This window comes from Myxococcus sp. CA005, assembly GCF_006518205.1.
GTDB classification, from domain to species: domain Bacteria; phylum Myxococcota; class Myxococcia; order Myxococcales; family Myxococcaceae; genus Myxococcus; species Myxococcus xanthus.
Genome location: NZ_SRLV01000016.1, coordinates 83650 through 109565, shown reverse-complemented (window position 1 = coordinate 109565; position 25916 = coordinate 83650). Strand labels below are relative to the sequence as shown.

3 protein-coding genes are annotated in these 25916 nt (G+C 68.0%); all 3 read right to left on the bottom strand.

Annotation, left to right across the window (positions count from 1 at the left end; genetic code table 11):
* Nucleotides 1-6: 6 nt before the first annotated feature.
* From FMQ63_RS09890 to FMQ63_RS09880, 3 genes are read right to left on the bottom strand one after another with little or no spacing between them, the layout of a single operon-like run.
* Nucleotides 7-9120 carry an SDR family NAD(P)-dependent oxidoreductase gene (locus FMQ63_RS09890; RefSeq protein WP_011553942.1) on the bottom strand — a complete coding sequence of 3038 codons (9114 nt, stop codon included), beginning with the start codon at nt 9118-9120 and terminating at the stop codon, nt 7-9.
* A complete protein-coding gene (locus FMQ63_RS09885) occupies nt 9113-24430 on the bottom strand; it encodes an SDR family NAD(P)-dependent oxidoreductase (RefSeq protein WP_020480755.1) in 15318 nt (5105 codons plus the stop codon). The genes FMQ63_RS09890 and FMQ63_RS09885 overlap by 8 nt, the downstream gene beginning before the upstream one ends.
* Complete coding sequence (locus FMQ63_RS09880; RefSeq protein ID WP_044274842.1) at nt 24427-25830, bottom strand: PfaD family polyunsaturated fatty acid/polyketide biosynthesis protein; 1404 nt, start codon at nt 25828-25830, stop codon at nt 24427-24429. Before FMQ63_RS09880 ends, FMQ63_RS09885 begins: the two co-directional genes overlap by 4 nt.
* Nucleotides 25831-25916: the final 86 nt, after the last annotated feature.

Below are 25916 nucleotides of genomic sequence, written 5' to 3'. Positions count from 1 at the left end.
TAACAACTATTTCCCGTAGAACCGGGCACAGAATCCGGCAATCACCCGTTGAACAGCGGGCTCCGCGAGCAACATGAGATGGTTTGACGAAGCGACTTCCAGAATCTGCATCCGGGGCAGGAACCGTTCCCACTCCGCCCAGTAGTTGGTTCCGTCGAACGTCAACTCGCCGGGCGTCAGGGTGAGATACGGCTCCAGGTTGCCGAAGAAGCTGCAACTGCCATTGCGCAGATAGAACACCGCCACCTCCTCCGGACGAAGCAGGGGCTTGAGCCGGAACCGGCCCACGTCGTACGCCGCATGGACCCGAGCGTTCTGCTCGACCATGAAACGCACCTGGTTCTCGTCCTTGCTCAGGCCTCGCGACTGCGCGAGCCCCATCAGCTGGCGCAGCAGAGCCGTGTCATCCAGGTCCGCCTCCACCTCATCGCGGTGGATGAGCGTCTGCTCCAGCCGTTCCGGGTGATGGGCAATGGAGGAGAACAGGGCCGTGTTGACCGCCTGGAACGTCGCCGTGCGCCGTGAGAACTGGAACACATCCAGATGGGTGCTGTCGGGTGCATCCAGCATGACGATGGAAGCCACCCGCGCCCCGCGTTCCTGCAACTGGCGAGTCACCTCGTAGGCCAGCATTCCGCCCAGGGAGTAGCCCCCCAGCTCATAGGGCCCCTCGGGCTGGGCCGCCAGGAGGATGTCCACGTAGTAGGACGCCATGGCCTCGATGCCGGCGATGGGCGCCTCTTGGCTCATCCAGCCGCGCGCTTGAATCCCCAGGAAGGGACGGCGGATCTCCTGGGACAGGGCGCGGTAGACCTCGACGCCGCCCATGCCGCCGTGGAACCAGAAGATGGGCCGGCCCTCGGTGCTGCCGTTGAGACGGACCAGTTCCTGGAAGCGGGTGAACGCGCCAAGGTCCAGGGGCTCCGTCGAACGGCCCACCGCGGCAGGCGCGCTCACGTCCTGTGTATCCAGATGCGGCGAGTCGATGGTGACGACAATCTTCCCGATGTTCTTCCGGTCCTCCAGGGCCTTGTACGCGCTCTGCACGTCGCTGAAGGGGAACGTGCGGTGAATGGTCGCCCGGAGCTTGCCCTCCTCCACCAGTCTGACGAACTCATGTTGATGCCGGGCAATGACATCCGGCCGCGAGCTCGCCAGCTTTCTCAGGTCGAGACTGAAGAAAGTCTGATTGTCATTGAGCACGGACAAGTCGAACGACTTCTCGGACTTGAGCGCGGTCATCGCCAGCTCGATGTACCTGCCTCCCGGCCGCAGACACCTCACGCCCTTCTGGATGGCGGTCCCCGACAGGGTGTTGATGACCACGTCCACCCCCTCGCCATGGGTGAGTTGCTTCACCGCCGCCTCGAAATCCTCCTCGAGGTAGTTGATGCAGTGATGGACGCCCAGACGCTTCAAGTACTCGAGCTTCTCGGCCGAGCCCGCGGTGGCGAAGATCTCCGCGCCCTGAAGCTGCGCGAGCTGGACGGCAATCAAGCCCGTGCCGCCCGTGGCCGTCTGAATCAGGATGCGCTCGCCCGGCTGGAGGTCCGCCTTCTTGAAGGCGTCAATCATGGTGAGCGACACGGCGGGCAACGCGCACGCTTCCTCGAAGCTCAGGTTCGCGGGCTTGAGGAACACCCGCGACTCGGAGCACACGATGGACGTGGCATGCGCGCCCAGCATCTCTCCCATGCCGGCGACCACCGCGTCTCCCGGCTTGAGCGAGCGCACCGCCGCCCCTATCTCCACCACCACGCCGCTCGCCTCGAAGCCCGGGGTGAAGGGATAGGGAGGCATCGTGGGATAGAGGCCCTTGATGCACAGCAGGTCGCCGAAGTTGAGCGAGAACGCCCTCACCGCCACACGGACCTCGCGGTCTTCCAGCGGCTGCGCGGTGTTCATGATGCGTTTGATGTCATCCGCCTGCCCCGGCCGCTCCAACAGCACCCTGCACACCAGGGGCGCCTCGGCGGAGGGCGTGAGCCCCAGCGCCGCGGGAACCTCAGGCTGCGGCGCGGGCGCCGCCTTCTTCGCCAGGGGACGCGACACCTGGAGCTGAGCGCCATACCGGGCCACCAGCGCGTCCGCGAGCTCGTCGACGGTGCCGTGGTCGAACAGCAGCGTGGTCTCCAGCACCAGGCCCAGCCGCTGGCCAATCGCGTTGATCAGCTTGACGGCGATGATGGAGTCCACGCCGTATTCGGTGAACCTGCGGTCGTTCGCAACCGCCGCTGGCGCCATCTCCACGCACGCGGCCAGGCAGTCCCGGACGACGGTCCGCAGCTCGCCCCCCGACAGGCCCGTGGACTTCGGCGACGCGACGGCCGGCGCGGCGACGGTGTGACGCGCGTCTTCCCCCCGCCCTGCGAGTGCCTTCGTCCGAGCGGCCCGAGGCTGCCGGACGATGCCGTCACTCTCCGCGAGGACAATCTGCTGCCCCAGGTGATGCGCGTCCTCCACGGGGAACGCGACCGAGCGGTAGCCCTCGCGCTCCAGTGCGCGCTTCCACAGCGAAGGAGAGAGCGCCGGACCGCCTAGCAGCCGCGAGGCCTTGTCCGCGAACGCCCACCACCCGTCGAGCAACCCGAACGTGAGGTGCGCCATCAACGTGTTGGCCGTGAGTTCGTTGAGTGCCAGCACGCCACCCTGGGCCAGCGCCGCCTTTGCGTTCCGCAGGCTCTCCCGGACATCGGTCGTGGCGTGAATCACGTTGCTGGCAATCACGATGTCGTAGGCGCCCTGCTCCAGGTCCTGCTCCGCCAGCGGACGTGACACGTCGAACAACTGGAACCGCATGAACGGATGGGCCGCGCCATAGGCTTCTCGCGCGTGCAGCAGGAAGGCCTTCGACACGTCCGTGAAGCAATACTCCGCGACGTGCGTCCGGTATGGCGCCAGCGCCGCCAGCACCGAGGCCGTCGTGCTGCCCGTGCCCGCGCCGATTTCGAGCACTCGAAGCCCGGCGGAAGGCGCGCTCCGCACGCGCTCGGCGACGCAGTCCGCGACGGCCGCCGACGTCGCCTGGTTGAAGAAGTCGGAGACGGGGTTGTGCTTGTAGAGGTCCTCGACCAGCGTCATCCGGCCGCCCGGGAACATCACGTCCGTGGTGCGGCGCTTGCCGGTGATGATGTCAGGGAGCGCCCGCAGTGCCGGTTCGAGCAGCCCGACGACGGCTCGCAACGTGGGTACCTGCCGCCACTCGGCGCTCGACTGCGTCCACCGTGCCCACGCCTGTTCCCGGTCCGGCACCTTTCCTTCGAGGAAGCGGGTGCCGTCAGCGGCCACGTAGCCACGACGCGCCAGGATGGCCATGCTTTCGGTGAACCAGTGGCGATGGCTGGAGGCCACACCGGGCCCCATGTCATGCAACTGGGCGGCCAGCAGGTCCACCAGAAGCGACTCGACCGCCGCCAGCCGTTCTGCCTCGAGCCCCACCGCGGCCTTCGTCTCCGCGATTCCCGCGGCGCGGGCGGCGGCGCCCCGGGTCGCCGATGCGACGAGTGACGCGCGCGCAGGGCCACGCTGAACACTGAGCCGGTCATCTGTGCTGACGCCAGCCAGCGCTGCGGGCCGGGTGGTCTTCAGCATCCCCACCTGCTCCAGCGGCGAGCACAGATGGGTTTCCAGCGCCTTCATCGCCTCGGCGGGAGCCAGGGAGCCGATGCCGAACTGCTCCATCCGGCGGCGATACTCCTCCGTGGCCACGATGCCCACGTTGCCCCAATAGCCCCAGTTGAGCGTCTTGACCGCGCACCGCGATGTCTGCGCCAGGTGCGAGGCCAGCGCGTCAACGAAGGTGCACCCGGCCGCATAGTTGCTCTGCCCCGGCGCCTTCGTGAAGCTGTTGATGGATGAGAAGAACACGATGAAGTCCAGCGGCTCCTGCTGGAACACCCGGGCCATGTGGATGCTGGTCTCCACCTTGGCGGCCAGGCTCGCGCGGAAGCGGTCCTCGTCCATCGCCGCCAGGCTCTGGTCCCTCAATACGATGGCCGAGTGCACGACGCCATGGATGGCGGAGTGCTGCTCCCGAATCTTCCGGTAGGCCTCTCGCAGCGCGCCTTCGTCCGCGGCATCCGCGCGGAGGTACGTCGGCCGAGGGCCCAGCGCCCCCAGCTCTCGCAGCCTGGCTTCGATGTCCGCATCCACCGGCCGCCGGCCCAGCCAATAGACGTGGGCCCGGTGCTTGCGAATCATGAACTCGGTCCACACGCCGCCGAGCCCGCCCGCCCCGCCAATGACGACGTACACGCCGCCATCCCGGTAGACGGAGGGCGTGCTCGCGGCGAACGCGTCCCAGTCGACCGGTAGCAGCTTCTGCCGGTGCCACTGCCCCTGCCGGTACACGACGGCATTGCCCTGGGCATCGAACGGGAGGTCCCAGAGCGCAGCGTCCCGCCAGGCGCCCGCATCTGGCAGGTCGACGAGCCGGACCTTCCAATGCCCGTACTCCTTGGCCATCGAGCCGATCAGCCCGTGCACCGCGGCATGCGTGGGGTCCACCTCATCGCCTCGGCCCGTGGACTGCGCGCGATAGGTCACCACCGTCCACTCCAGGCGTGAGCTTCCGTGCCCAGCGCTCAGGAGTGCCTTCACCAAGCGGAACAGTGACAGCACGCCCTTCGACTGCCGGGGAGCCACCTCGTTGAACGCCAGGGGTTCCTCGGGCGCGACCCACACCACGTGGTCGATTCGATCCAGCCCGCGCAGCCGGTCGCGAATGCGCTCGATGCTGTCACCTTCGTCGATGACCAGGCGTTCGACACGTCCACACCGGATTGCGAGACCTGCCGCGATTTCATCCGTGGCGCCGACGGCCAACACGTGCTGCGTGGCAGAAGGCGTGGCCACTTCCGGCTCGATGACAGCGGTCTCCCATACCGGGGCCACCAGGACATCACCGACCAGGGTGTCGGCACTTTCGCGCACGGGCGCCGTCAACACCGGCCGAGTCGAGAACCCCCGCAGCACCACCGCGACGCGGCCCTGGTCATCACAGAGGTCCAGGTCATAGCGCTGCGTCATGCCTTCCCGTCGTCCGGAAGGGGCTTCGTTGTCGGGACTGCGGCGAATCCAGGCCCACGTAGGTCTGGCGCACGCGGAGAAGACCTGGAGTTCCTTCAGAGCGAAGGGCAGCTCACCGCGGTCACCGCCAGGATGCAGGCACATGATGGCCTGCAGCGCCCCGTCGAGCACACTGGGATGCAGGATGTAGGCGTCGCTCTCCGCCACGCCGTCGGGCAGCACGACCTCCGCGAGCACCTGCCCGTCGCCGACGTACACCTCACGAACGCTCTGATGCGCGGGACCGTACTGCAGGCCCAGCCGCTGATAGTTCGTGTAGAGGGTGCCGCCCGCGACGACCTCGCGGCCGCACGCCGCCCTCAGGGCACCGAGGTCGACACGCTGTGGACGCGGCAACGCCATGCGCTGCGCCTGCCCCTGGCTGTGGAGCACCGCCCTACTGCCCTGTCCCGCGCCAGCCGTCTGCACCTCGAAGGAGAACGCACCACCTCCCTCACTGGCTCCGTCGAGCGTGAGGTGGATCTCCCGGTTGACGCCGTTGACGACGATGGGTTGTGACCAGACGACGTTGCTCAAGCGGATGTCGCCCGTGCTCGTGGCGCCCGTCCGGTGGACGACGGCGGCCCGGGCCATCTCCAGATAGGCGACGGCGGGGAGCACCCTGTTGCCGTTGACCTGGTGATCGGCCAGGAACGGCTCGTTCCCGTTCAACGTGGAGGCATACCCCGTTCCATCCGGTCCGGCCCCGTTCCGATGGAGCATGGGATGCAGCCGCTGCGGCGCCGGTGGAGGCTGGCGCTCGGCGAGCGGGGTTTCTCCCGCCACCCAGTACGACTCCCGGGCGAAGGGGTAGCTCGGCAGGGGAATCCGCCGCGAGCGGCCAGCGCGGAACAACCCCTCCAGCTCCAACGTGTAACCCTGAAGATGGAGGTCCGCGATGACGGCCAGCTTCTCCAGGTACTCAGCGGTCGGAGCGCCCTCCGCGCACTGTTGGATGCATGCATTGCCGTACCGCCGGAATTCGGCCTGCTCCCGCCGGGTGTTCTCGTTGACCTCCGAGACGTGCACCCCGGGCGCCCTTCCCTTCGCCAGCCACGTCTCCAACGCGGCCGACAGCTCCCGCTCGTCACGGACCACACACGCCAGACGGTGGGCCAGGTGGCGCCGTCCCAGCAGCAGCGTCTTGCTGATGTCATCGCAGTCGATCCGCTCGAGCTTGAGGTGCGCGGCGAGCCGCTCCACCAACGCCTTCAGCTGGGCCGCGGTGTGCGCCGACAAGGCGATGAGGTATCCCGGCGCCTGTCCCGAGATGCGTCGTTCCTGAAAGGGCGCCTCTTCGAGGATGACGTGCCCGTTGGTGCCGCTGAATCCGAACGAGCTCACCGCCGCGCAGCGCGGCTTTCCCGGCTCCACGTCCCAGCCCCGGGTCTGGGTGTTGACGAAGAACGGACTGCGCTCGAGGTCGATCGCCGGGTTGGTCGCATTGCAGTGCAGCGACGCGGGGATCTTCCGGTGCTGCATCGACAGCAGCACCTTGATGATGCCCGCCACGCCCGCGGCGGTCGCGGTGTGGCCCAGGTTCGTCTTGATGGACCCCAAGGCGCAGTAGCCCCGCTTGCGGGTATAGGCGCCGAAGGACTTCGTCAGCGCATCGAACTCGATGGGGTCGCCCAGCCGGGTGCCCGTCCCATGGGCCTCCACCATCTGGATGTCCTCCGGGTTCACCCCGAAGCGCTCGTAGACCTCCCGCTCCAGCCGCTCCTGTGACTTGCCGCTGGGCGCGGTGAGCCCATTGGTGGTGCCGTCCTGGTTGACGCCGGTGCCACGAATCACGCCGCGGACGTGGTCTCCATCCGCGATGGCATCCGACAGCCGCTTCAGCACCACCACGCCCACGCCCTCCCCTGGCACGAAGCCGTCGGCCTCATCGGAGAAGGTGCCACAGCGCCCCTTGCGCGACAGCATGCCGCCTCGGCTGGAGAGCACGTAGAACGTCGGCGTCGAGTTCAGATGGACGCCACCGGCCAGCGCCATATTCGTCTCCCGCCGCCACAGGCCCTGGCATGCCAGGTGGATGGCGATGAGAGAACTGGAGCAGGCGGTGTCCACGGCCAGCGCCGGGCCCTGCAGATTCAGGAAGTAGGCGATGCGTGCGGGGATGACGGAGCTGGCATTGCCCCAGAACGCCTGCGCCGGAGCCTGACGTGGAAGCAGCGTCGCGTAGTCACCGTTCGCGCACCCGACGTACACGCCGCAGCGCTGATGGTACGGCGTGCTCCCCGCGTACCCGGCATCCTCCAGCGCCTTGTAGGACTCCTCCAGGAACAGCCGCTGCTGCGGGTCCATGCATCGGGCCTCCAGCGCGGAGATGTTGAAGAAGGACGGGTCGAAGCGGTCGATGCCTTCGATGAAGCTGCCCCGCATGCACCGGTCGCCCTCGCCCGACAGCGTGGAGGCGTAGTGGCTCGCCAGGTCCCAGCGGCGAACGTCCTCCACCAGGTCGCGTCCCGCCTCCAGGTGCCGCCACAGCGCCTCCACCGAGTCGGACTGGGCGAAGCGGGCGCTCATTCCCACGATGGCGATGGGCTCCTCCGCCGTCGCGACCGCCACCGTCTTCCGGAGGGAACTCACGGCGACGGGCAGCGGCGCCTCCCTGTCATCACGAAGGACTTCGCGCGGGGGCACAGGCGCCTCTCGCGGCTTGTCGTCCAACAGCCGCGATGCCTCGGCGCCGTGATTCCGGGCAATGAACTGACTCAGCGCCGCGACGCTGTTGTAGTCGAAGAGCACCGTCGTCGGCAGCGACGTGCCACAGGCGTCGTTGATGGCGTTGCTCAGGTTCACGGCGATGATCGAATCCACGCCGTAGTCCGCGAAGCTGTAGTCGACCTGGATCTGCGACTCCGGAACCTTGAGGGATTTCGCGACGCACGCCTTGATGACGTCCCGGACCCGCTCCTCGATGGACGTGGCATCCGTGATGACGGGGCGAGGCTCCGGGGCCCGCTGCCGCTGGGCGCGCGGGCTGATGGGCTGGATGACGCCATCGCTCTCCGCGATGATGACCTGCTGGCCACGCTCGTGAGCATCGGCCGCCGGGAAGAAGACCGAGCTGAATCCTTCCGATTCGAGCACTGCCTTCCACGTCTCAGGAGCCAGCGCCGGGCAGCCAGGAATCCGCAGGTCCTCGTCCTCGTAGCTCCACCATCCGTCGAGCAACCCGAATGTGAGATGCGCGAAGAGGGTGTTGTGGCTGATCTCATTGAGGATGAGCAGCCCGTTCTGGGCCAGCGCGGACTTGGCGTTGCGCAGGGTCCGGCGGATGTCCGGCGTCGCGTGCAACACGTTGCTGGCCAGGACAATGTCGAAGTGCGCACGGGGAATCCCCTGCGCCTCCAGAGGGACATCGATGTCCAGCAGCCGGCGCGTCAGGAACGGGTTGCCGGGGCTGTACGTCTTCTCCGCGTGCTGGAGGAACGCCGGGGAGACGTCGGTGAAGCAGTACTCCTCGACGTCCAGCGCGCAGGTGCGCAGCATGGCCAGGACGTGCGCGGTGGCGCCGCCCGTGCCCGCCCCGATCTCCAGGATGCGGACGCGTGCCCCCGGGGACTGTTCGCGCAGGAGTTCGGCGTACGCCACCACACTCCGGGCGAGCGCGTCGTTGAAGAAGTCGGCCACCGGGTTGTGCTTGTAGACCCCCTCGACCAGGCTCATCGAGCCACGCGAGAAGAGCACATCCGTGGCCAGCTGCCTGCCCACGAGGATGTCGGGGAGCGCCTTGATGGTGGTCTCCGCCAACGTGGTCAGCGCGCGCGTGTTCGGATCCTGCGTCCACCGCGAGCGCGACCCTTCCCACTCCTGCCAGACCTCATCGGGACGCGAAGGAGGCCCGGACCGGGTGTACGTCTTTCCATCGCGCGTGGAGAGGACGCCGTGCCGGACCAGCGCCGCGACGCTCTCACTGAACCAGCGCGCGTACCGCGGTGAGATTCCAGACGAGGCCTGCATCTCGTCGAGGCGCGCGGGCAGCCGCGTGAAGCAGCCCATGGCTTCGAGCTGCGCTCCGAGGAGGCGCGGAAGCGACTCAATCATTGACGGTTTCTCCCTCGATAGCGGCCGCGCCGATGCGCGTCCGCAGCTGTCCGATCAGCGATGGGCGTGTCTGAGCAACCGGTTTTTCAAGCGTCTGTTGTTCCCGCGGGGGCGCGGGGGAAATCCAGTAACGCTCCCGCGCGAACGGGTACGCGGGGACGTGGGTGCGGCTCAACGGCGCCGCGTAGAGCTGTGTCCAGTCAACGGTCCCCCCCGTTGCCCACAGCCCGAGCAACGGCGAGGCGTCTCCCGCCTTCCACGCCGTCACCGCGTCTCGTACGGCGGCTTCTGCCTCGGCGGAACCCTTCCCGGACGGATGCGCCCTGCCAGCGCGGCCCCCCACGAAGAGCCCCTCCCTGCCTCCCGTGAGGAACACCTGCAGCCGGGTCTCCAGCGCCGCCAGGGAGTCGACCACCATGGCCAACCGCTCCTCCATGGCCTCTCGCCCGACCTGGAGCGTGTAGGCCAGCGAGGGAAGCTCCGCGTCCGACCAGCGCCCGCTCCGAACCGCATCCAGCAACTGCGCGGCCTGCTCCCGAAGCCGTTCGGCGTTCTTCGCGGAGAGGACGATGGCCACGGGCCCACGGGGCACATCCGCCTTGGCCGCATTGGCCCGAGCGTTCCCCAGGTACTCCTCCATGACGACGTGCGCATTGACGCCACCGAAGCCGAACGAGCTGACGCCCGCGCGCCGGGGCAGCGGCTGCCCGCGCTCGTCCATCAGGGCCGGCCAGTCCTGCGTCTGCTGAACGATGAAGAACGGGCTGTCCTCCAGCTTGATGTACGGGTTCAAGCGCTCGCAGTGCAGCGTCTTGACCAGCATCCGGTGCTTCATCTGGAGCAGCACCTTGATGACGCCCGCCATGCCAGCGGCCAGCTCCAGGTGCCCGATGTTGCTCTTCACCGAGCCGAGCCCACAGTGCTTCTCGAGGCTCGTACCGCCACCCCGGGCCTCGATTTGCGCCGCGAAGGCGCTCTTCAGGCCATTCACCTCCACCGGGTCTCCGAGCTCCGTCCCGGTGCCGTGCGCCTCCACGTAGCCGATGGTGCGCGGATCAATGTCCGCCTTCCGGTAGGCGTCCTGGAGGAGCTGCGACTGGGCGTTGGGGTTCGGCGCCGTCAGCGAGTTGGCCCGGCCGCCATGGTTCTCCGCACTGCTGCGGATGACGCCGTAGATGGGGTCACCATCCCGCTCCGCGTCCGCCAGCCGCTTGAGGAAGACGACGCCGACGCCTTCACCCCGGGCGTAGCCGTTGGCAGTGGCTGAGAATGTCTTGCAGCGGCCGTCCTCGCTGAGCATGCCGGCCTTGTCGAACGCGATGTGTCCCCCGGGCGTGACAATCGTGTTCACGCCACCCGCGAGCGCCATGTCGCAGCTTCCGCTGTCGATGGCCTCCATCGCCCGGTGCAGCGCCACCAGCGAACTGGAGCAGGCGGTCTCCACGGGCTCGCTCGGTCCATGGAGGTTGAGGAGGTAGCTCATCCGGTTGGGACCAATCGACGGGACGACCGCCGTGGACGAATACCCCTGGATGGCGAGGTTCGCCCGCTCGACCAGGCTGTTGTAGCCGGTGATGCCGGTGCCCACGAAGATGCCCGTCCGCGTCCCCGACAGGCTGTGTGGGGCGTAGCCGGCGTCTTCGATGGCCCGCCAGACATGCATCATCAGCAGCCGCTGCTGCGGGTCCATGACCTCGGCCTCGACGGGTGAGATGCCGAAGAAGAGTGGATCGAACTCCTCGACGCCTTCGATGAAGCCGCCCCACTTCACCTTCGTCTTGTTCCCCTCCTTGCGTGGGTCTCCGTAGAGCTCGCGCCAATCCCAGCGCGACGCAGGGACCTCGGTGATGGAGTCGACACCACCGGCCAGGTTGGTCCAGAACTGCTCCAGGTCACGGGCCCCGGGGAAGCAGCCGCTCATCCCGACCACGGCCAGGGGCGTGGGTCCCCGGCGGGCCGGCGTGGACGTCGACGGCGCGTCCGTCCGCGCCGGTTCAACAGAACGTCCGCGCGAGCCACCCCTCCGCTCACGCGTCCTCAACGCGGATGTCACTGGCTCGGCCGCGGGCATCCGTTCGGCCAGGCTGACGACTTCCGGCGTGGCGCCGCGTTCCTGCTCACCGAAGTGGTGCACCATTGACTCGCGGTGTGCACGCAGCAGGTAGCCCGCCAGCGTATCCACGCTCGGGTACTCGAAGAGCACGGGCGGCGTCAGGTCGAGCTCGTAGGCCCGGTTCAGCCTGTTCGCGAACTCGGTGAGGGTGATGGAGTCGAATCCGTACTCACTCAGCTCACTGTCCGCGTCCACGGCGGCGGCATCCACCTTGAGGACCACCGCGATCTCCGAGCACAACATCGCCGAGACGCGGGCACGTACTTCATCCCCCGGCTCCGCGGTGCTTGAGGTCGCGCTGGCCGACGGGCTCGGGCTCACCGACGTTCCTTCCAGCAGCCCGCTGCGGCCCAGCCACTTGCGGATCCGCTCGGCCTGTCCCGCCAGGATCATGACCTGGCTCTGCGCGTGCTCCAGGGCGTGCTGGAAGGCTTGCACGCCGGCGGTCGTCTCCAGGACCGCCATGCCGGTGGCATGGGTCATCATCTGTTCGGTCGCGGCGTCGACATGCATGCCGCCCTCGCGCCACAGCGGCCAGTTGATCGACAGCGTCTTTCCGAAGCGCTCGCCCCGGGCCACTCGCGCTTCCCGCTGGCGGGCATACGCATCCATGTAGGCGTTCGCGGCCGCGTAGTCCGACTGCCCCGGGTTGCCGATGGCCCCCGCGAAGGACGAGAACATCACGAAGAAGTCGAGCCGTTCGCTACGGCTGGCCTCGTCCAGACAGGTGAGCCCCTGGACCTTGGGTGCCAGCACCCGCTCCCAGGCCTCCCAGTCCTTGTTCTTGAGCAGGCTGTCCTCAATCACGCCCGCCGCGTGGAGGATGCCATTGAGTCCGCCGAAGGTGTCCCGCACCCAGGCGATGAGCGCCTGACAGTCCTCGGCACGGGTGACGTCACAGGGGCGGTACTCCACGCGCACACCGGGCCGCCGCAGGGACTCCATGAATGCCCGCTGCGCATCCCCCGCCGGCGAACGGCCCGTGAGCACGATGGAGGCTTGCTCCGTGGCCTCGACGATGGTCTGCGCGAACCGCTTGCCCAGGCCGCCCGCGCCACCGGTGATGAGGTAGGTACCCCCCTTCCGCCAGAGTGGCGCCTCCGGGGCCGGCGCTGTCAGCTCCCGCCACCGGGTCACCAACACCTTCTCGTCCTGGAACAGGAGGTGCGGAAGCTCCGGCGCCGTGCTGCTGGACTGGAGCCGCGCGACCACTCGCTCGACGTCCGTTGGCGCGTCGACCTCCACCATCTGGAGCTGCAACGTCGGGTGCTCCAGTCGCGCCGTCTTGAAGAGACCGAGCAAGCCCCTCAGGGAGTCCCGCTCCGTGTCCTGCGTGGACACCACACACTGGAGCAGCGTCGCCTCGCGGCCTGCTTGCAACGCCATTCCCTTGATGGCCTCGAACAGCTTCTGAACCAGCTCACGGAAGCGCTCCGGCGCGCTGGCGGCCGACGTCCCCATGACCACCTTCTGCGCCCCCTGAATCCGGTTCGCGGCGGCCTCGGCCACGGCGCTGGTGGCGCCACAGAAGACGAGCACCCGGCGCCGCGCCGCTGTGATAGGCGCGCTCGCGAGCGCCGTCTCCTCCCAGATGGGCGCGAACAGGAGGACGTGATTCTCGGCGCCAGCGCGCACACCGGCCGCGGGCACGGGCCGCGTGGAGAATCCCTTCAGGCGGACCCAGACCTTGCCGTCGCGGTCACAGAGGGAGATGGAAATCTTCTGCCGGTTCTTACCCGCGGCGCCGTCCGTCTCATCGCGCAGGTGAATCCAGACGTCCGAGGGAGCAGGCCCGTCCCACACCTCCAGCGCATCGAGCGCGAACGGAAGCGAGAGCTGTCCTCCCTCGTCCGAGTGCAGACCGAGGGCCGCCTGCAACGCGGCATCCAGCAAGCTCGGATGCAGGACGAACTGCCCCTGGCTGCTCAACACCTGCTCGGGGAGCACGGCCCGCGCCAGCACCTGGCCACGACCCACCGAGAGCTCTTGGAGCGCACGAAGCGTGGGTCCGTAGGTCAGCCCGGCCGACGCGAACGTCTGGTAGACGGCCGCGCCGCTCTGTCGCCGGTCCTGACAACCGGACTGGAGGACCGACAGGTCCACGCAAGGTGCAGTGGCCTCCTCGTCCGTCCCAGCGCCGATGCGCGCCCGCCCCTGACAGAAGAGCAGCGGCGCCTCGTCGGTGCCTCCGTAGATTTCGAAGACGACGCTGCCGTCCTGCTCCGCCTCCAGACCGATGTGCACCTGCACCGGGGCGTCGGTCACGATGATGGGCCGTGACCAGACGACGTTCCGCAGTGTCACCTTGCCGGGAGGCGTCAGGCCACTGGCGTTCACCACCGCGGCGCGCGCCATCTCCAGGAAGGCCACGCCGGGCAGCACCTTGTCCTGGCCCACGACATGGTCTCGGAGGAAGAACTCCTCTCCCGTGAGGTGGGCGCTGTAGCGCTGCCCCCGCAGGTCGGACGAGTTCTCATGCACCAGCGGATGCAGGGCCGCCCGGCTGCCGGCCCGGACGCGGTTCTCCGCGCGCGCCGGCTTCGCTACCCAGTACTTCTCCTTCGCGAAGGGATAGGTGGGAAGGCTCCGTCGCCGGAGCTGCGCGCCGCCATGCAGCTTCGCCCAGTCGACGGGCATGCCACGCGTCCAGACCTCTAGGACCTTCGACAGCTTGCCCCGGGCCATCCACTTGGCCACCGCCTCCTGCATCTCCGCGTCATCCGCGAAGACGGACAGGAACTCCTTATGCCGCTTCACGTGGCCCCGGTACACGCTGTCCGCCAGCCCCCTGCCCTCGGTGAACTCGAGGAGCTTCTCCTTCAGCTCCTCCAACGAGCGCGCGAGTAGCCCCAGCCGTTCCTCCATCGCATCGCGGCCGACTTGCAGGGTGTACGCCACCGACGGCAGGTCCGCCTGCGACACCTCGCCTTGCTCCACGGCATGCAGCAACTGCCGCGCGCGCTCGATGAGGCGGGCCTCGTTCTTCGCCGACAGCACGATGAGGTGCGGCGCGTCTTGCGGAACCTCCGCGGCGGGCGCACTCGATGGCAGGTACTCCTCCACGACCACGTGGGCATTCACACCGCCGATGCCAAACGAGCTGACGCCGGCCCGGCGCGGAACCACGTTGCCGGCGCCGTCCTCCAACGCGGGCCATGGCTGCGTCTCGCGCACGATGAAGAAAGGTGAACCGTCCAGACGGATGTGCCGGTTCAACTGCTCGCTGTGCAGGCTCTTGGCCAACGTCTTGTACTTCATCTGCAGCAGCACCTTGATGACGCCGGCGACGCCGGCCGCCAGCTCCAGGTGGCCGATGTTCGTCTTCACGGAGCCCAGGCCGCAGAAGGCGCGGTCCACGGGGCCCGCGCCGAGCGTCGGGTCCAGCGCGGTGAAGGCGCTCTTGAGCCCGTCGATTTCGATGGGGTCTCCCAGCGAGGTTCCCGTGCCGTGCGCCTCGATGAACGTGACGGTTCGCGGGTCGATGCCAGCTTGCGTGTAGGTCGCATGCAGCAGCTCGGCCTGGGACTTGGGGCTGGGCGCGGTGGGCGAGTTCGTCCGTCCGCCATGCCCGGCGGCGCTTCCCCGGATGACGCCATAGATGTGGTCGCCATCCGCCTCGGCGAGGGAGAGGCGCTTCAGCATCAACATGCCCACGCCTTCACCGCGCACGTACCCGTTCGCCTGGTCCGAGAACGTCTTGCAGCGCCCATCCGGGCTCAACATGCCGGCCTTGTCGAAGCCAATGTGCCCCGCGGGCGTCGGGAGCGTGTTGACGCCGCCGACGATGGCCGTGTCGCACTCGCCCCGGTGGATGGCCAACATCGCCTTGTGCACCGCCACCAGCGAGCTGGAGCAGGCCGTCTCAATGGGTTCGCTCGGGCCCTTGATGTTGAGGAAGTAGCTCATCCGGTTCGGGCCCACGGAGGGCACCGCGGCCGTCGACGCGTAGCTCTTGATTTCGGCGTTCGCCTGCTCGATGAGCGAGCCGTACCCGGCCTGTCCCGTGCCGATGAACAGCGCGGTCCGAGTACCCGACAGCGAGCTGGCGGAGTAGCCCGCGTCTTCCATCGCCAGCCAGACGTAGGTCATCAACAGGCGCTGCTGGGGGTCCATCAGCTCCGCCTCGGAAGGCGAGACGCCGAAGAAGAGCGGGTCGAACTCGTCGATGCCGTCGATGAACCCGCCCCACTTGATGAGCGTCTTCCCGGGCTCCTGATTCGCGTCGCCGTAGATCTCCCGCCAGTCCCAGCGGGACGCGGGAATCTCCTGGATGCAGTCGACACCGTCCCGCAGGTTCCGCCAGTACGCCTCCAGGTCCTCGGCCATGGGGAAGCGGCCACTCATGCCGATGACGGCCAGTGGTTCGTCATTGCCATACGTGAGCGGTTCCGCGCTCCGAGACGGCCGAGGCATGCGTCGCAGCCGCCGTGCCTCCGCCTTCGGCCCCACCGCCTTCGTCGGCGCTGGTGTGTTCCCCGAATCGGCGCCTCGCTTGGCGACGACCATGTACCGGTCGAAGTTCTGCCGGTACTTCTCAGCGAGGTGCTCGGACAACGCTGCAATGGTGGGCAGCTCGAAGAACAGCGTCGGCGTGAGCGACAGGCCATACCCGTGGTTCAGCCGGCTGGTGAACTCCGTCAGGCTGATGGAGTCGAAGCCATACTCACTGAACTCCGTGTTGATCTCGATGTCACCCGCGCTGACCTTGACGGCCCGCGCGACCTCCGTGATGAGGACGCTGCGAATCTGGTCCCGCACCGAGCTTGGGTCCCCCAAGGGTCCGGCATCGGCCGGCGAGGCATCCACCTCTTCTGCCGGAGCCAGGATTCGAGGCGCGGGCGCGGCGCGCAGCTCCTTCACCGGCCGCATCAGGAAGCCCTTGAGCCGGATGCACACCTGTCCGTCGTCCGCGAGCAGGTCCAGGTCCAGCTTCCGCACAGCCCCTCCCGCAGTGCTTCCCGCTGCGTTCCGGATCCAGACCCACAGCTGGGGCGGACAAGGAGCCAGAACCTCCACCGCATCCACCGAGAACGGCAACCCGATGGGAGCCGGCGACTCCTGCGCGCTCAGGCCGATGGTCGCCTGCAATGCCGCATCCATCAGCGAGGGGTGCAGGACGTAGGGCGCCACCGTCGAACCGAGGCCCTCCGGAAGGACGAGCCTCGCCAGGACCTGGTCAACGCCCTGATAGACGGCGCGGAGCGCCCGGTGCCCCGGTCCATAAGCGGCCCCCAGTGACGCAAAGGCCTGGTAGCACTGCTCGGCGGACAGCTCACCGCGCTGGCACTGCGACTTCAGGGCGGCCACATCCACCGCCGCCGCGGGCTTCGGCTCGAAGAAAGTCACCAGGCCCTGGCTGTGGCAGACGTGCGTGTCGTCGGAGCCGCTGTGGATGTCGAATCGCACGCGCCCATCGTCCTCGGGGAACAGCGACACGCGCAGCTCGGTCGTGGGCCCCTCCACCACCTGCGGCTGGGGCCACGTCACGTTCGTCACGCGAACGGGCCGGACGACCGCCGCCTCCTCCCCTTCGGCGAGCTGGAGCGCGGCACGCGCCATCTCCAGGTAGACGACGCCGGGCACCACCCGCTTGCCTAGAATCACGTGGTCAGCGAGGAAGAACTGGTCCGCGCTGAACACGGCCTCGTAGCCCTGCTGGCGGAGGTCGGAGACATTCCGCCGCAGCAGCGGATGCAGGGCGTCCACGCCGCCAGCCCTCAGCGCTCCCCACGTGGGCACACCGGCAGGCTGTTCCCCTTCCGGGACCCAGTAACGCGTCCGGGAGAACGGGTACGTGGGCAGGCTCAGCCGCTGCGGCCGCTGGGCCCCGTACAGCCGGTTCCAGTCGAACGACAGTCCCTTGGTCCAGAGGTCGAGCAGCTTGTGGTACTTGCCCTTGCTCAACCACGACGCAATGGCCTCCTGGAGGTCGTCGTCGCCCGTGAACACGGACAGCGCGTCCTTGTTCCGCTTCACGTGACCGCGGAACACCGCGTCGCCCGCGCCCGCGCCGTCCACGAAGGCACGGAGCTTCTCCTGGAGCCCGGCGATGGAGTCCACCAACAAGGCCAGGCGCTCCTCCATGGCGTCACGGCCCACCTGAAGCGTGTACGCAAGCGCGGGCAGGTGTTCGTCCCGGTACCCTTCCCGCTCCACCGCCTCGTGCAGCTGCCGGGCCTGTTGCCGCAGCTGCTCCTCCGTCCGACCGGAGAGCACGCAGATGGCCGGCCCACGCAGCGGCGTCGGAGTCGCTTCGTGGCTTGGTACGTACTCCTCCACGACGACGTGAGCGTTGACGCCGCCAAAGCCAAAGGAGCTGACGCCCGCGCGCCGTGGCAACGGACGGCCGCTGGCATCCTTCAGCGCGAGCCAGGGACGGCCTTCCTGCACCACGTAGAAGGGCGACCCCTTGAGCGCGATGTAGGGATTCAGCTCCTCACAATGGAGGCTCTTCGCGAGCACCCCGTGCCGCATCTGCAACAGCACCTTGACGAGCCCCGCCACACCGGCGGCCAGCTCCAGGTGCCCGATGTTGCTCTTCACCGAGCCAATGCCGATGTGCGCGTCGGTGCCTTCAGCCGCCCCCGTCTTCTCGTAGAGGGAGTGGAAGGCGCTCTTGAGCCCGTTGATTTCGACCGGGTCTCCCAGCGACGTCCCCGTGCCGTGAGCCTCGATGTAGCCCGCCGTGCGTGGGTCCACGCCCGCGCGCAGCCAGGCGGCCTCGATGAGGTCAGCCTGGGCCTTGGGGTTGGGCGCCGTGAGTGAGTTCGCCCGGCCGCCGTGGTTCTCGGCGCTGCCCAGCAACAATCCGTAGATGTGGTCCCCGTCGCGCTCGGCCAGACTGAGGCGCTTGAGGTACAGCACGCCCACGCCCTCGCCTCGCACGTAGCCGTCCGCGCCGCGAGCGAAGGCCTTGCAGCGCCCGTCCTCACTCAGCATCCCGGCCTTGCCGAAGCCGATGTGCGCGTCCGGGGTGACGATGGTGTTCACCCCGCCGACCAGGGCCGCGTCACACAGCCCCAGCTCGATGGCGAGGAGCGCGCGGTGCACCGCGACCAGGGAGCTGGAGCAGGCGGTCTCGATGGGCTCGCTGGGGCCATGGAGGTCCAGCAGGTAGCTCAGCCGGTTCGGTCCCACGGAAGGCACGGAGCCGGTGGCGGTGCTTCCCTTGATGGCGACGCCAGAACGCTCCAGCAGTGACGCATAGCCGGTGTTGCCCGTTCCCACGAAGATGGCGGTGTTGCTGCCAGCCAGGCTCTGCGGCGCGTGACCCGCGTCCTCGATGGCGCGCCATACGTGCGTCATCAAGAGCCGCTGCTGCGGGTCCATGATCTCGGCTTCCGACGGGGAGATGCCGAAGAACAGGGGGTCGAACTCGCCAACGCCTTCGATGAAGCCGCCGTGCCGGATGCGGGTCTTGTTGTCCTCCGCCGCCGGGTCGCCGAAGTAGTCTCGCCAGTTCCAGCGGTCCGCGGGGATCTCCTCGATGCAGTCACGCCCCGCCGCGAGGTTCCGCCAGAAGGCCGCCAGATCGGGGGCGCCGGGGAACGCGCCACTCATGCCGACCACCGCGACCGGCTCCCGCTGTCCCGGCACCTTCGCGACCGCCGCCGGACTGAAGCCTGGTGAACGACGCCCTGAACGCCGGCTGACGGGAGGCGTCGGCAGCGTGTCTTCGGGCGACGTGTCGGCCACGGGGCCCGCCACACCGCGATGCCTTTCGGCCAGCAGTGGCCGGTGCTCGCTGACCAGCCGTCCCACCAGGGCGTTGATGGTCGGGTGCTCGAAGAACACGGTGGGAGCCAGGTCCAGCCGGTACTCCCCAGCAAGCTGGTGCGCGAGGTCGGTCAGCGAGATGGAGTCGAAGCCCATCTCCTTGAGCTCGGCGTCGGCGTCGAGCTCCTCGAACGGAATCTTGAGGACCTTCGACACGACCGACATGAGGACCTGGCGGACCTGCGTCCTCAGGGTGTCGTCATCAATCGTCACGGCGCGCGCCGCGCCAGTCGCCGCGCGATGTGCCCCGCCCTCCTCCGACAAGGTCAGTCGGCGCTGGATGGCCTCCAGGTGCCCCGAGAGCACCATCAACTGGGCCGCATCCGTGCGCAGGCCGCGATAGAGCGCGTCGAAGGCCTGGGTGCTCGACAGTGCCGCCAGCCCCCACTCACGGACCTTGCGCTTCGCCGTGGCGGCATCGACCTGCATGCCGCCCTCCTCCCAGAAGGGCCAGTTGACCGACAGCGTGCGCCCGGCACGTTCGCCAGTCCGAACCAGTGCGTCCCGGTGCGCGGCATAGCCATCCATGAAGGCGTTGGCCGCCGCGTAGTCCGCCTGGCCGATGTTGCCGATGGCGCCGGCAATCGACGAGAACACCAGGAACAGTTCCAGCGGCTCTCCGCGCGTCGCCAGGTCCAGGTTCACGATGCCCCGGACCTTGGGCCACGCCACTGCCTGCAGTTCCTCGGAGGTCTTGTCCCGGAGGTAGCGGTCACGCAGGAGGCCCGCCGCATGCACCACGGCCTTGATGGGGCCGAAGGCGCTCCGGACCTCTCGCACCAGGGCATCGACCGCGGTCAGGTCTCCGACGTCCGCCTGGCGGTACACCACCTGCGTCCCTGTGCCGGCGATGCGCTCGATTCGCGCCGCCACTTCGGACGTTGGTGCCGAGCGCCCCACCAGCACGATGCTCGCTCCACGCGCGCGCTGAGCAATCTCCTCCGCGACCCGCAAGCCGAGGCGCCCCGCCCCGCCGCTGATGACGTAGACGCCACTGTCTGGCCAGGAAGCCGTGGCGACCGCGTCGGTGGACCGGGCCTTCCAGGTCGCGAGCAACCGGCGGCCCTCGTCGTAGCGCACGGAGTTTGAACCAAGCCCCCGCGCCTCGTTCCGCAACACCTCGACCATCTGGTCGATCGAAGAAGCGGGATGTGCGAGCAGCACCGTCTGGCCCACGATCTTGTCGTCCTCGAGCGCCGCGGTCTTGAGCATCCCACTCAGGCCATACAGCAGCAGGTCGGCCCCTGAAGCGGCCACCATTTGGACCAGCGCCTTGCCCGAGAGCCTTGATGTCGTGACTCGCTGGAGCACACCCAGCAACTGCGCGCTCGCATGGAGGAAGCGGTCCGCAACGGAGGCATGCGACGCGTCCACCGCCACGCACTCCGCACCGTCGAGCCGCGATGACAGCTGCGCCACGTCCACGCCCTGCATGCCGCACAGGATGACAACACGGTGTTCGAACGTCCCCGCATCGCCAGCGGGCAGCTCGCGAGGCACCCACTCCATCTGGAACAGTCCCGTTGCCACGGAGGCCGACGGCTGCTCGGGAAGAGGCCGCAGGGAGAGTGCGTGGATGGAGACACGGACAGCGCCCTGTTCGTCGCACAAGTCGACGTCGAGCTTCCGTGCCATCCCCTCCCCGGTCCCGCTCCGCACGACCGCCCACATTCTTGGGATGCACGGGCCATGGACCACGACCTCTTCCACTGCGAACGGCAGCGCGGGCGCGGTGCCGCCTTCGTCGCCCAACACACCGACCACCGCTTGCAGCGCGGAGTCGACCAGCGCGGGGTGCAGCACGAACGATCGGCCGTCGCCCACCAGGTGCTCGGGCAGCTCGACCTCGCCCAGCGCTTGGCCGTGCCCCACCCGCACCCGGACAAGCGCACGGTGACCGGGCCCATAGTTCAAACCAAGCCGGGCGAAGGTCTCGTAACACTGCTCCCGGCTCAGGACGCGCAGGGTGCAATCCGCCTCCAGCCGCCGGAGGTCATGGCGCGGCGCCACGCGCTCCTGCAACTCCGCCAGACCGCGGCAATGGACGGTGCGCTCCCCCGCTGCGTCGGGCGCGGAATGAATCTCGAACGTCAGCCGCCCCGCATCCTGCGCATGAAGCGCGACTCCGACCTCCGCCGCGTCATCCACCACCAAGGGCGAGGTCCAGACCATGTTCCTGAGGACAGGTATCCGGCCCACCGCTTCGTCCGCCCATGCGTCACTGGCCGCGAAGCGAGCCATCTCCAGATAGGCCGCGGCGGGCAGGACTTTGCGCCCGTTGACCTGATGGTCCGCCAGGTAGAAGGCGTCGCCCCGGAGCGTGCTGCTGTAGCGCTGCTCAGCCAGGACGGAGCTGTTGCGGTGGACGAGGGGGTGAAGCACCGCGCCGCCTCTCACCGTGGAGACGGCCTGCGCCTCCACCACGGGCGGGGAGTAACGCTTCTTCGAGAACGGGTACCCCGGGAGGCGCAGCCGACGAGGCGTGTGCGTCGCGTACAGCCGCCGCCAGTCGACATCCACGCCCTGCGTCCAGAGGTCCGCGACCCTCCGGAGCTTCCCCTTGTGCAGCCAGCTTTCGAAGAGGACCCGTCCGTCCTCGTCAGCGGCCAGGGCGGAGATGCTCGCTGCCGTGCGCTTCGCCTGCCCCGACAGCACGGCCGCCGACGGCCGGCCAGAGAGATACGCGGCCAGCGCCTCCTGCAAGGCTTCCCGCGAGCCCGCCAGGATGGCCAACCGGTGCTCCAGCATCTCGCGGCCGACTTGCAGGGTGTACGTCAGGTCTCGAAGGTCCACGTCCGGCGTGGCCGAGATGAACGCCGCCATCGATTGAGCCAGCTCCTTGAGCTGCACCTCCGTCCGGGCCGATAGCGTGAACACCACGGGCGCCGCCGGTGACACGGCATCCCCCGCGACGGTCCGCGACTGGGACGGTGCCTCCTCCAGCACGACGTGCGCGTTGGTGCCGCTGAAACCGAACGAGCTCACACAGGCCCGTCTGACGGGGACGCCAGTCCAGGGCTTCAGCTCCGTGTTGACGTAGAACGGCGAGCCTTCGAGCGCGAGGTGCGGATTGACGGCCTCGAAGTGGAGGGTCGGCGGCAGGGACTGATGCCGCATGGCCATCAGCACCTTGAGCACACCGGACACGCCGGCAGCCGTCATGAGGTGGCCGATGTTGCTCTTCACCGAGCCCAGCGCGCAGTAGTGCTTCCGCGCCGAGTGCTCTCGGAAGGACTCGACCAGGGCCTCGACCTCGATGGGGTCGCCCAGCCGAGTGCCGGTACCGTGCGCCTCCACCAGAGAAATGGTGTCCGCGTCGATGCCAAAGCGGCGATACACCTCGCGCTCGAGCGCGGCCTGCGACTTCGCACTGGGCGCGGTGATGCCATTCGTCTTCCCGTCTTGATTGACGCCCCACCCCCGGATGACGCCGGCAATCGGGTCGTCGTCGCGCACGGCATCCGACAGCCGCTTGAGCAGGAGTACGCCCACACCCTCGCCAGGGACGAAGCCGTTCGCGCGCGCATCGAAGGTAAAGCAGCGGCCATCCTTCGACAGCATGCCGGCGTCGCTGCTCATGATGTGCATCGCCGGTCCGAAGGCGACGTTCACACCACCCGCCAAGGCCAGGTCGCAGTTCCGCAGGACGAGGCTGTCACACGCCTGCGAGATGGCCACCAGGGAAGACGAGCAGGCCGTTTCAATGGCCAGGCAGGGGCCCTTGAGGTTCAGCAGGTAGGAGATGCGGGCGGCGAGGATGGACGTCGCGCCTCCCATCAGCGCCTGGGCGTTGAGGTCACCGCCACGCAGGTCACGCCCGTAGTCCGTGGGCCCGCAGCCCACGAAGACGCCGCAGCGCGTATCCGACAACGAGGAGGGCCGGATGGCCGCGTCCTCGATACAGTGCCAGCACGCAGCGAGAAACAGCCGCTGCTGCGGGTCCATCCGCTCGGCTTCCGCCGGGGAGATGCCGAAGAAGAGCGGGTCGAAGCTCTCCGCATCCTCCAGCACGCCCAGCCACTTGCTGTAGCTCTTCCCCGGCGTGTTCCCGTCGGCGTCGTAGTGCTCCGCCACCGACCAGCGCCCGGCGGGCACCTCCGAGATGCAGTCCACGCCCCGGGCGATGTTCTGCCAGAACTGCGCAAGATCACTCGCGCGCGGGAACTTGCCCGCCATCCCAATCACCGCCACCGGCTCCATGTCCTGGGTCACCGGGCGCTCCGTCCGAACCTCAGGTGGGGACACCGGCACGGTGGGCTTCGAAGGCGCGGAGGACTCGAAGCGCTTGCGGTGGCGAACCATCGCCTCGATGCACGCCTCCGTGCGGTCGACGACCTCCTCCGCCGTGTGACTGAGGACCACCTTGCCAATGTGCTTGCCCTCGCTCACGTACTGGAGGGCGTCCTGAAGCTTCCGGACCGGGTAGACGCGCGAGACAATGGGAACGATCTCCCCCGCGCTCGCCATGGCGGCCATCTCATCCAGCAGGCGGTGCGCCCCCAGGCGCCCGGCGAACCCGACCCTGCGCAGGTCGATGCTGTGGAGGGTCTGGTTCTGCACCAGCCGGGACAGGTCCAGCTTCGGGCTGGTCTTCAGGGCGTGCACCGCGATTTCGAGGTAGCGCCCGAAAGGAGCCAGGGAGTCGATCCCCTTCTGGATCGCCTCGCCGGACACCATGTTGAGCACCACGTCCACGCCCCGCCCACCGGTCTGATTCCGAATCTCCGGCGCGAAGTCACCGGTGTAGTCGATGACGTGTGGAACGCCGATGCGCTCGAGCACCTTGCGCTTGTCATCACGGCTGGAGCTGCCGTGACAGATGCACCGCTTCAGGTGGGCCAACTGCAAGGCCATGAGCCCACAGCCACCGGTCGCGGTCTGCACCAGCACGTGCTCGCCCTCGGCGAGCTTGCCCATCTCAAAAGCGTAATAGACGGTCGAAAAGACCACCGGCAGGCTGCAAGCCTCCTCGAACGTCAACGTCGCGGGCTTCCGCACGGCGTTGTCCGCCGGCACGTTGACCTTGGAGGCGTGTCCGCCCAGGAGCGGTCCCGTGACGGCGATGACCTCGTCGCCCACCGCGAAGCGGGCGACGCCGGGCCCCACGGCGGAGACCACACCCGCCACCTCGAAGCCCGGCACGAACGGGTATTCGGGCATGGTGGGGTACAGCCCCCGGACACACATCACGTCGGGGTAGTTGAGGGCAGACGCGCGCACCTGGATGGTGATGTCCCCAGGCGACGGCGGTGCCACGGCCCAGGCTGACAGGCGCGCGGCCTCCACGCCGCCCACGCCCGCGACCACCAGTCCGAAGTCCTCCGGCTGCACCTGCGCCTCGATGGCGGCCAACGCCTTCTTGGCGTCCGCCAAGGCCATCCGTCCCGACTGGAGCGCCTGCAAGATTTCGAGACGCGTCATGACTGCCCCCCTTCCTGGCCGGCCAACCTGGGGTACTGGCGGTTGAGGTATTCGGCGGCTTCCGTCATCAGCTTCATGGCAATCACGTCCGCGTGGCGGTTGCTGAAGGACTCCAATTCGGTGCCCTTCACCCACTGGTTGAAGGCCCCGAGCGCGGGCCCGGTGTGCACCTGGTAGTTCACGCGGTCCTCGCCGGTGCCAGCGAAGGCGAGCCGGGTCGAGTAAGCGAAGTACCACCTGAAGATCAGGGCCAGCTTCTGCTTGGGATGGGCCTCTGCCTTGTCAATCGTGGCCTGCTGGCCCTTGCGGCGCAGGTACACCTTGGTGTCTTCCCAGACCTGCGAAAGGCTCTTCTTGAAGAAGCTGCTCTCAAGCTGCTTGCGCACCTTCTCCGGAATGTCATCCACGCTGTCGTAGTGCGTGTAGAGCGCATAGAGCTTGTTCGCGCGCGCCGGGAAGAAGACGCCTTTCTTGAGCACCTGCACCTTGGCGCCCATCTCGAACATATCGCCCGCGGGCGCATAGTCCGTGTCCTGCACACCCATCTCCTGGAGGAGCAGCTTCGCATCCGAGCTCATCCCGGACTCCACCGTGCACTGATTGATGGAGCCGGTGAGGATGAAGTCCGCGCCCATGATGAACGCCGCGGCGGCGGCCTCCGGCGTGCCGATGCCACCCGCCTGGCCCATGCAGATGGGCTCTTCGTAGCCGTACCGGCTCACCAGTCGGTCGCGAAGCCGCAGCAGCGTCGGCAGGATGATGGTGGGAATCGCGCCGTCTGTGTGGCCACCGGAGTCGGCCTCCACACAGATGTCGTGGCTGAGCGGAACGCGCTCCGCCATCGCGGCCTGCTCCGGCGTAATCATCGCGTCGCGGAGCAACTGCTCCACCAACCGCCGAGGCGGCGGAGACATGAAGACCTCGGCCACTTCCGGACGGGAGAGCTTGGCCATGATGCGGTTGTCACAGACGACGCGGCCCTGGGCGTCCTGCCGCAGTCCCTTGACGCGGTAGAACACCAGGGACGGCGTCGCCTGGGTGAACGCGGCGGCCTCGACGTTGCGGACACCTCGGGCCAGGTAGAGCTTGACGGTCTCCAGCTCCAGGGACGATTCGCCATGACTGGCCAGCAGGTTCATGCCGAAGGGCTCACCCTTCGTCAGCTGGGATTGAATCTCATCAATCGCCCGGCCGATCTCCTCCACCGAGCAGCCGCCCGTGCCGAAGAAGCCCATGAAGCCGGCCTTCCCCATCCGCGCCACCAACGGAGCGGACGCGATGCCCCGGTACATGGCACCCGAGACATAGGAATAGGCCAGACCAAACCGGCGCCGGAACGTCGAACTCCCCAGCGATTGCGCGGTGATTGTCAAACCAGCATTGAGCGTGGGCGTATTCATGAAATGTGCATGCAGCGTCAATCCGCGCAAGCAATCACTTGCGCGTTCGGACACGACCAGAGGACCCGATTCAAGCCGCCTTGCCG

Coding starts and splice junctions, on each gene's coding strand:
- FMQ63_RS09890 (WP_011553942.1), bottom strand. CDS start 9,120: ATGATTGAGTCGCTTCCGCGCCTCCTCGGAGCGCAGCTCGAAGCCATG.
- FMQ63_RS09885 (WP_020480755.1), bottom strand. CDS start 24,430: ATGACGCGTCTCGAAATCTTGCAGGCGCTCCAGTCGGGACGGATGGCC.
- FMQ63_RS09880 (WP_044274842.1), bottom strand. CDS start 25,830: ATGAATACGCCCACGCTCAATGCTGGTTTGACAATCACCGCGCAATCG.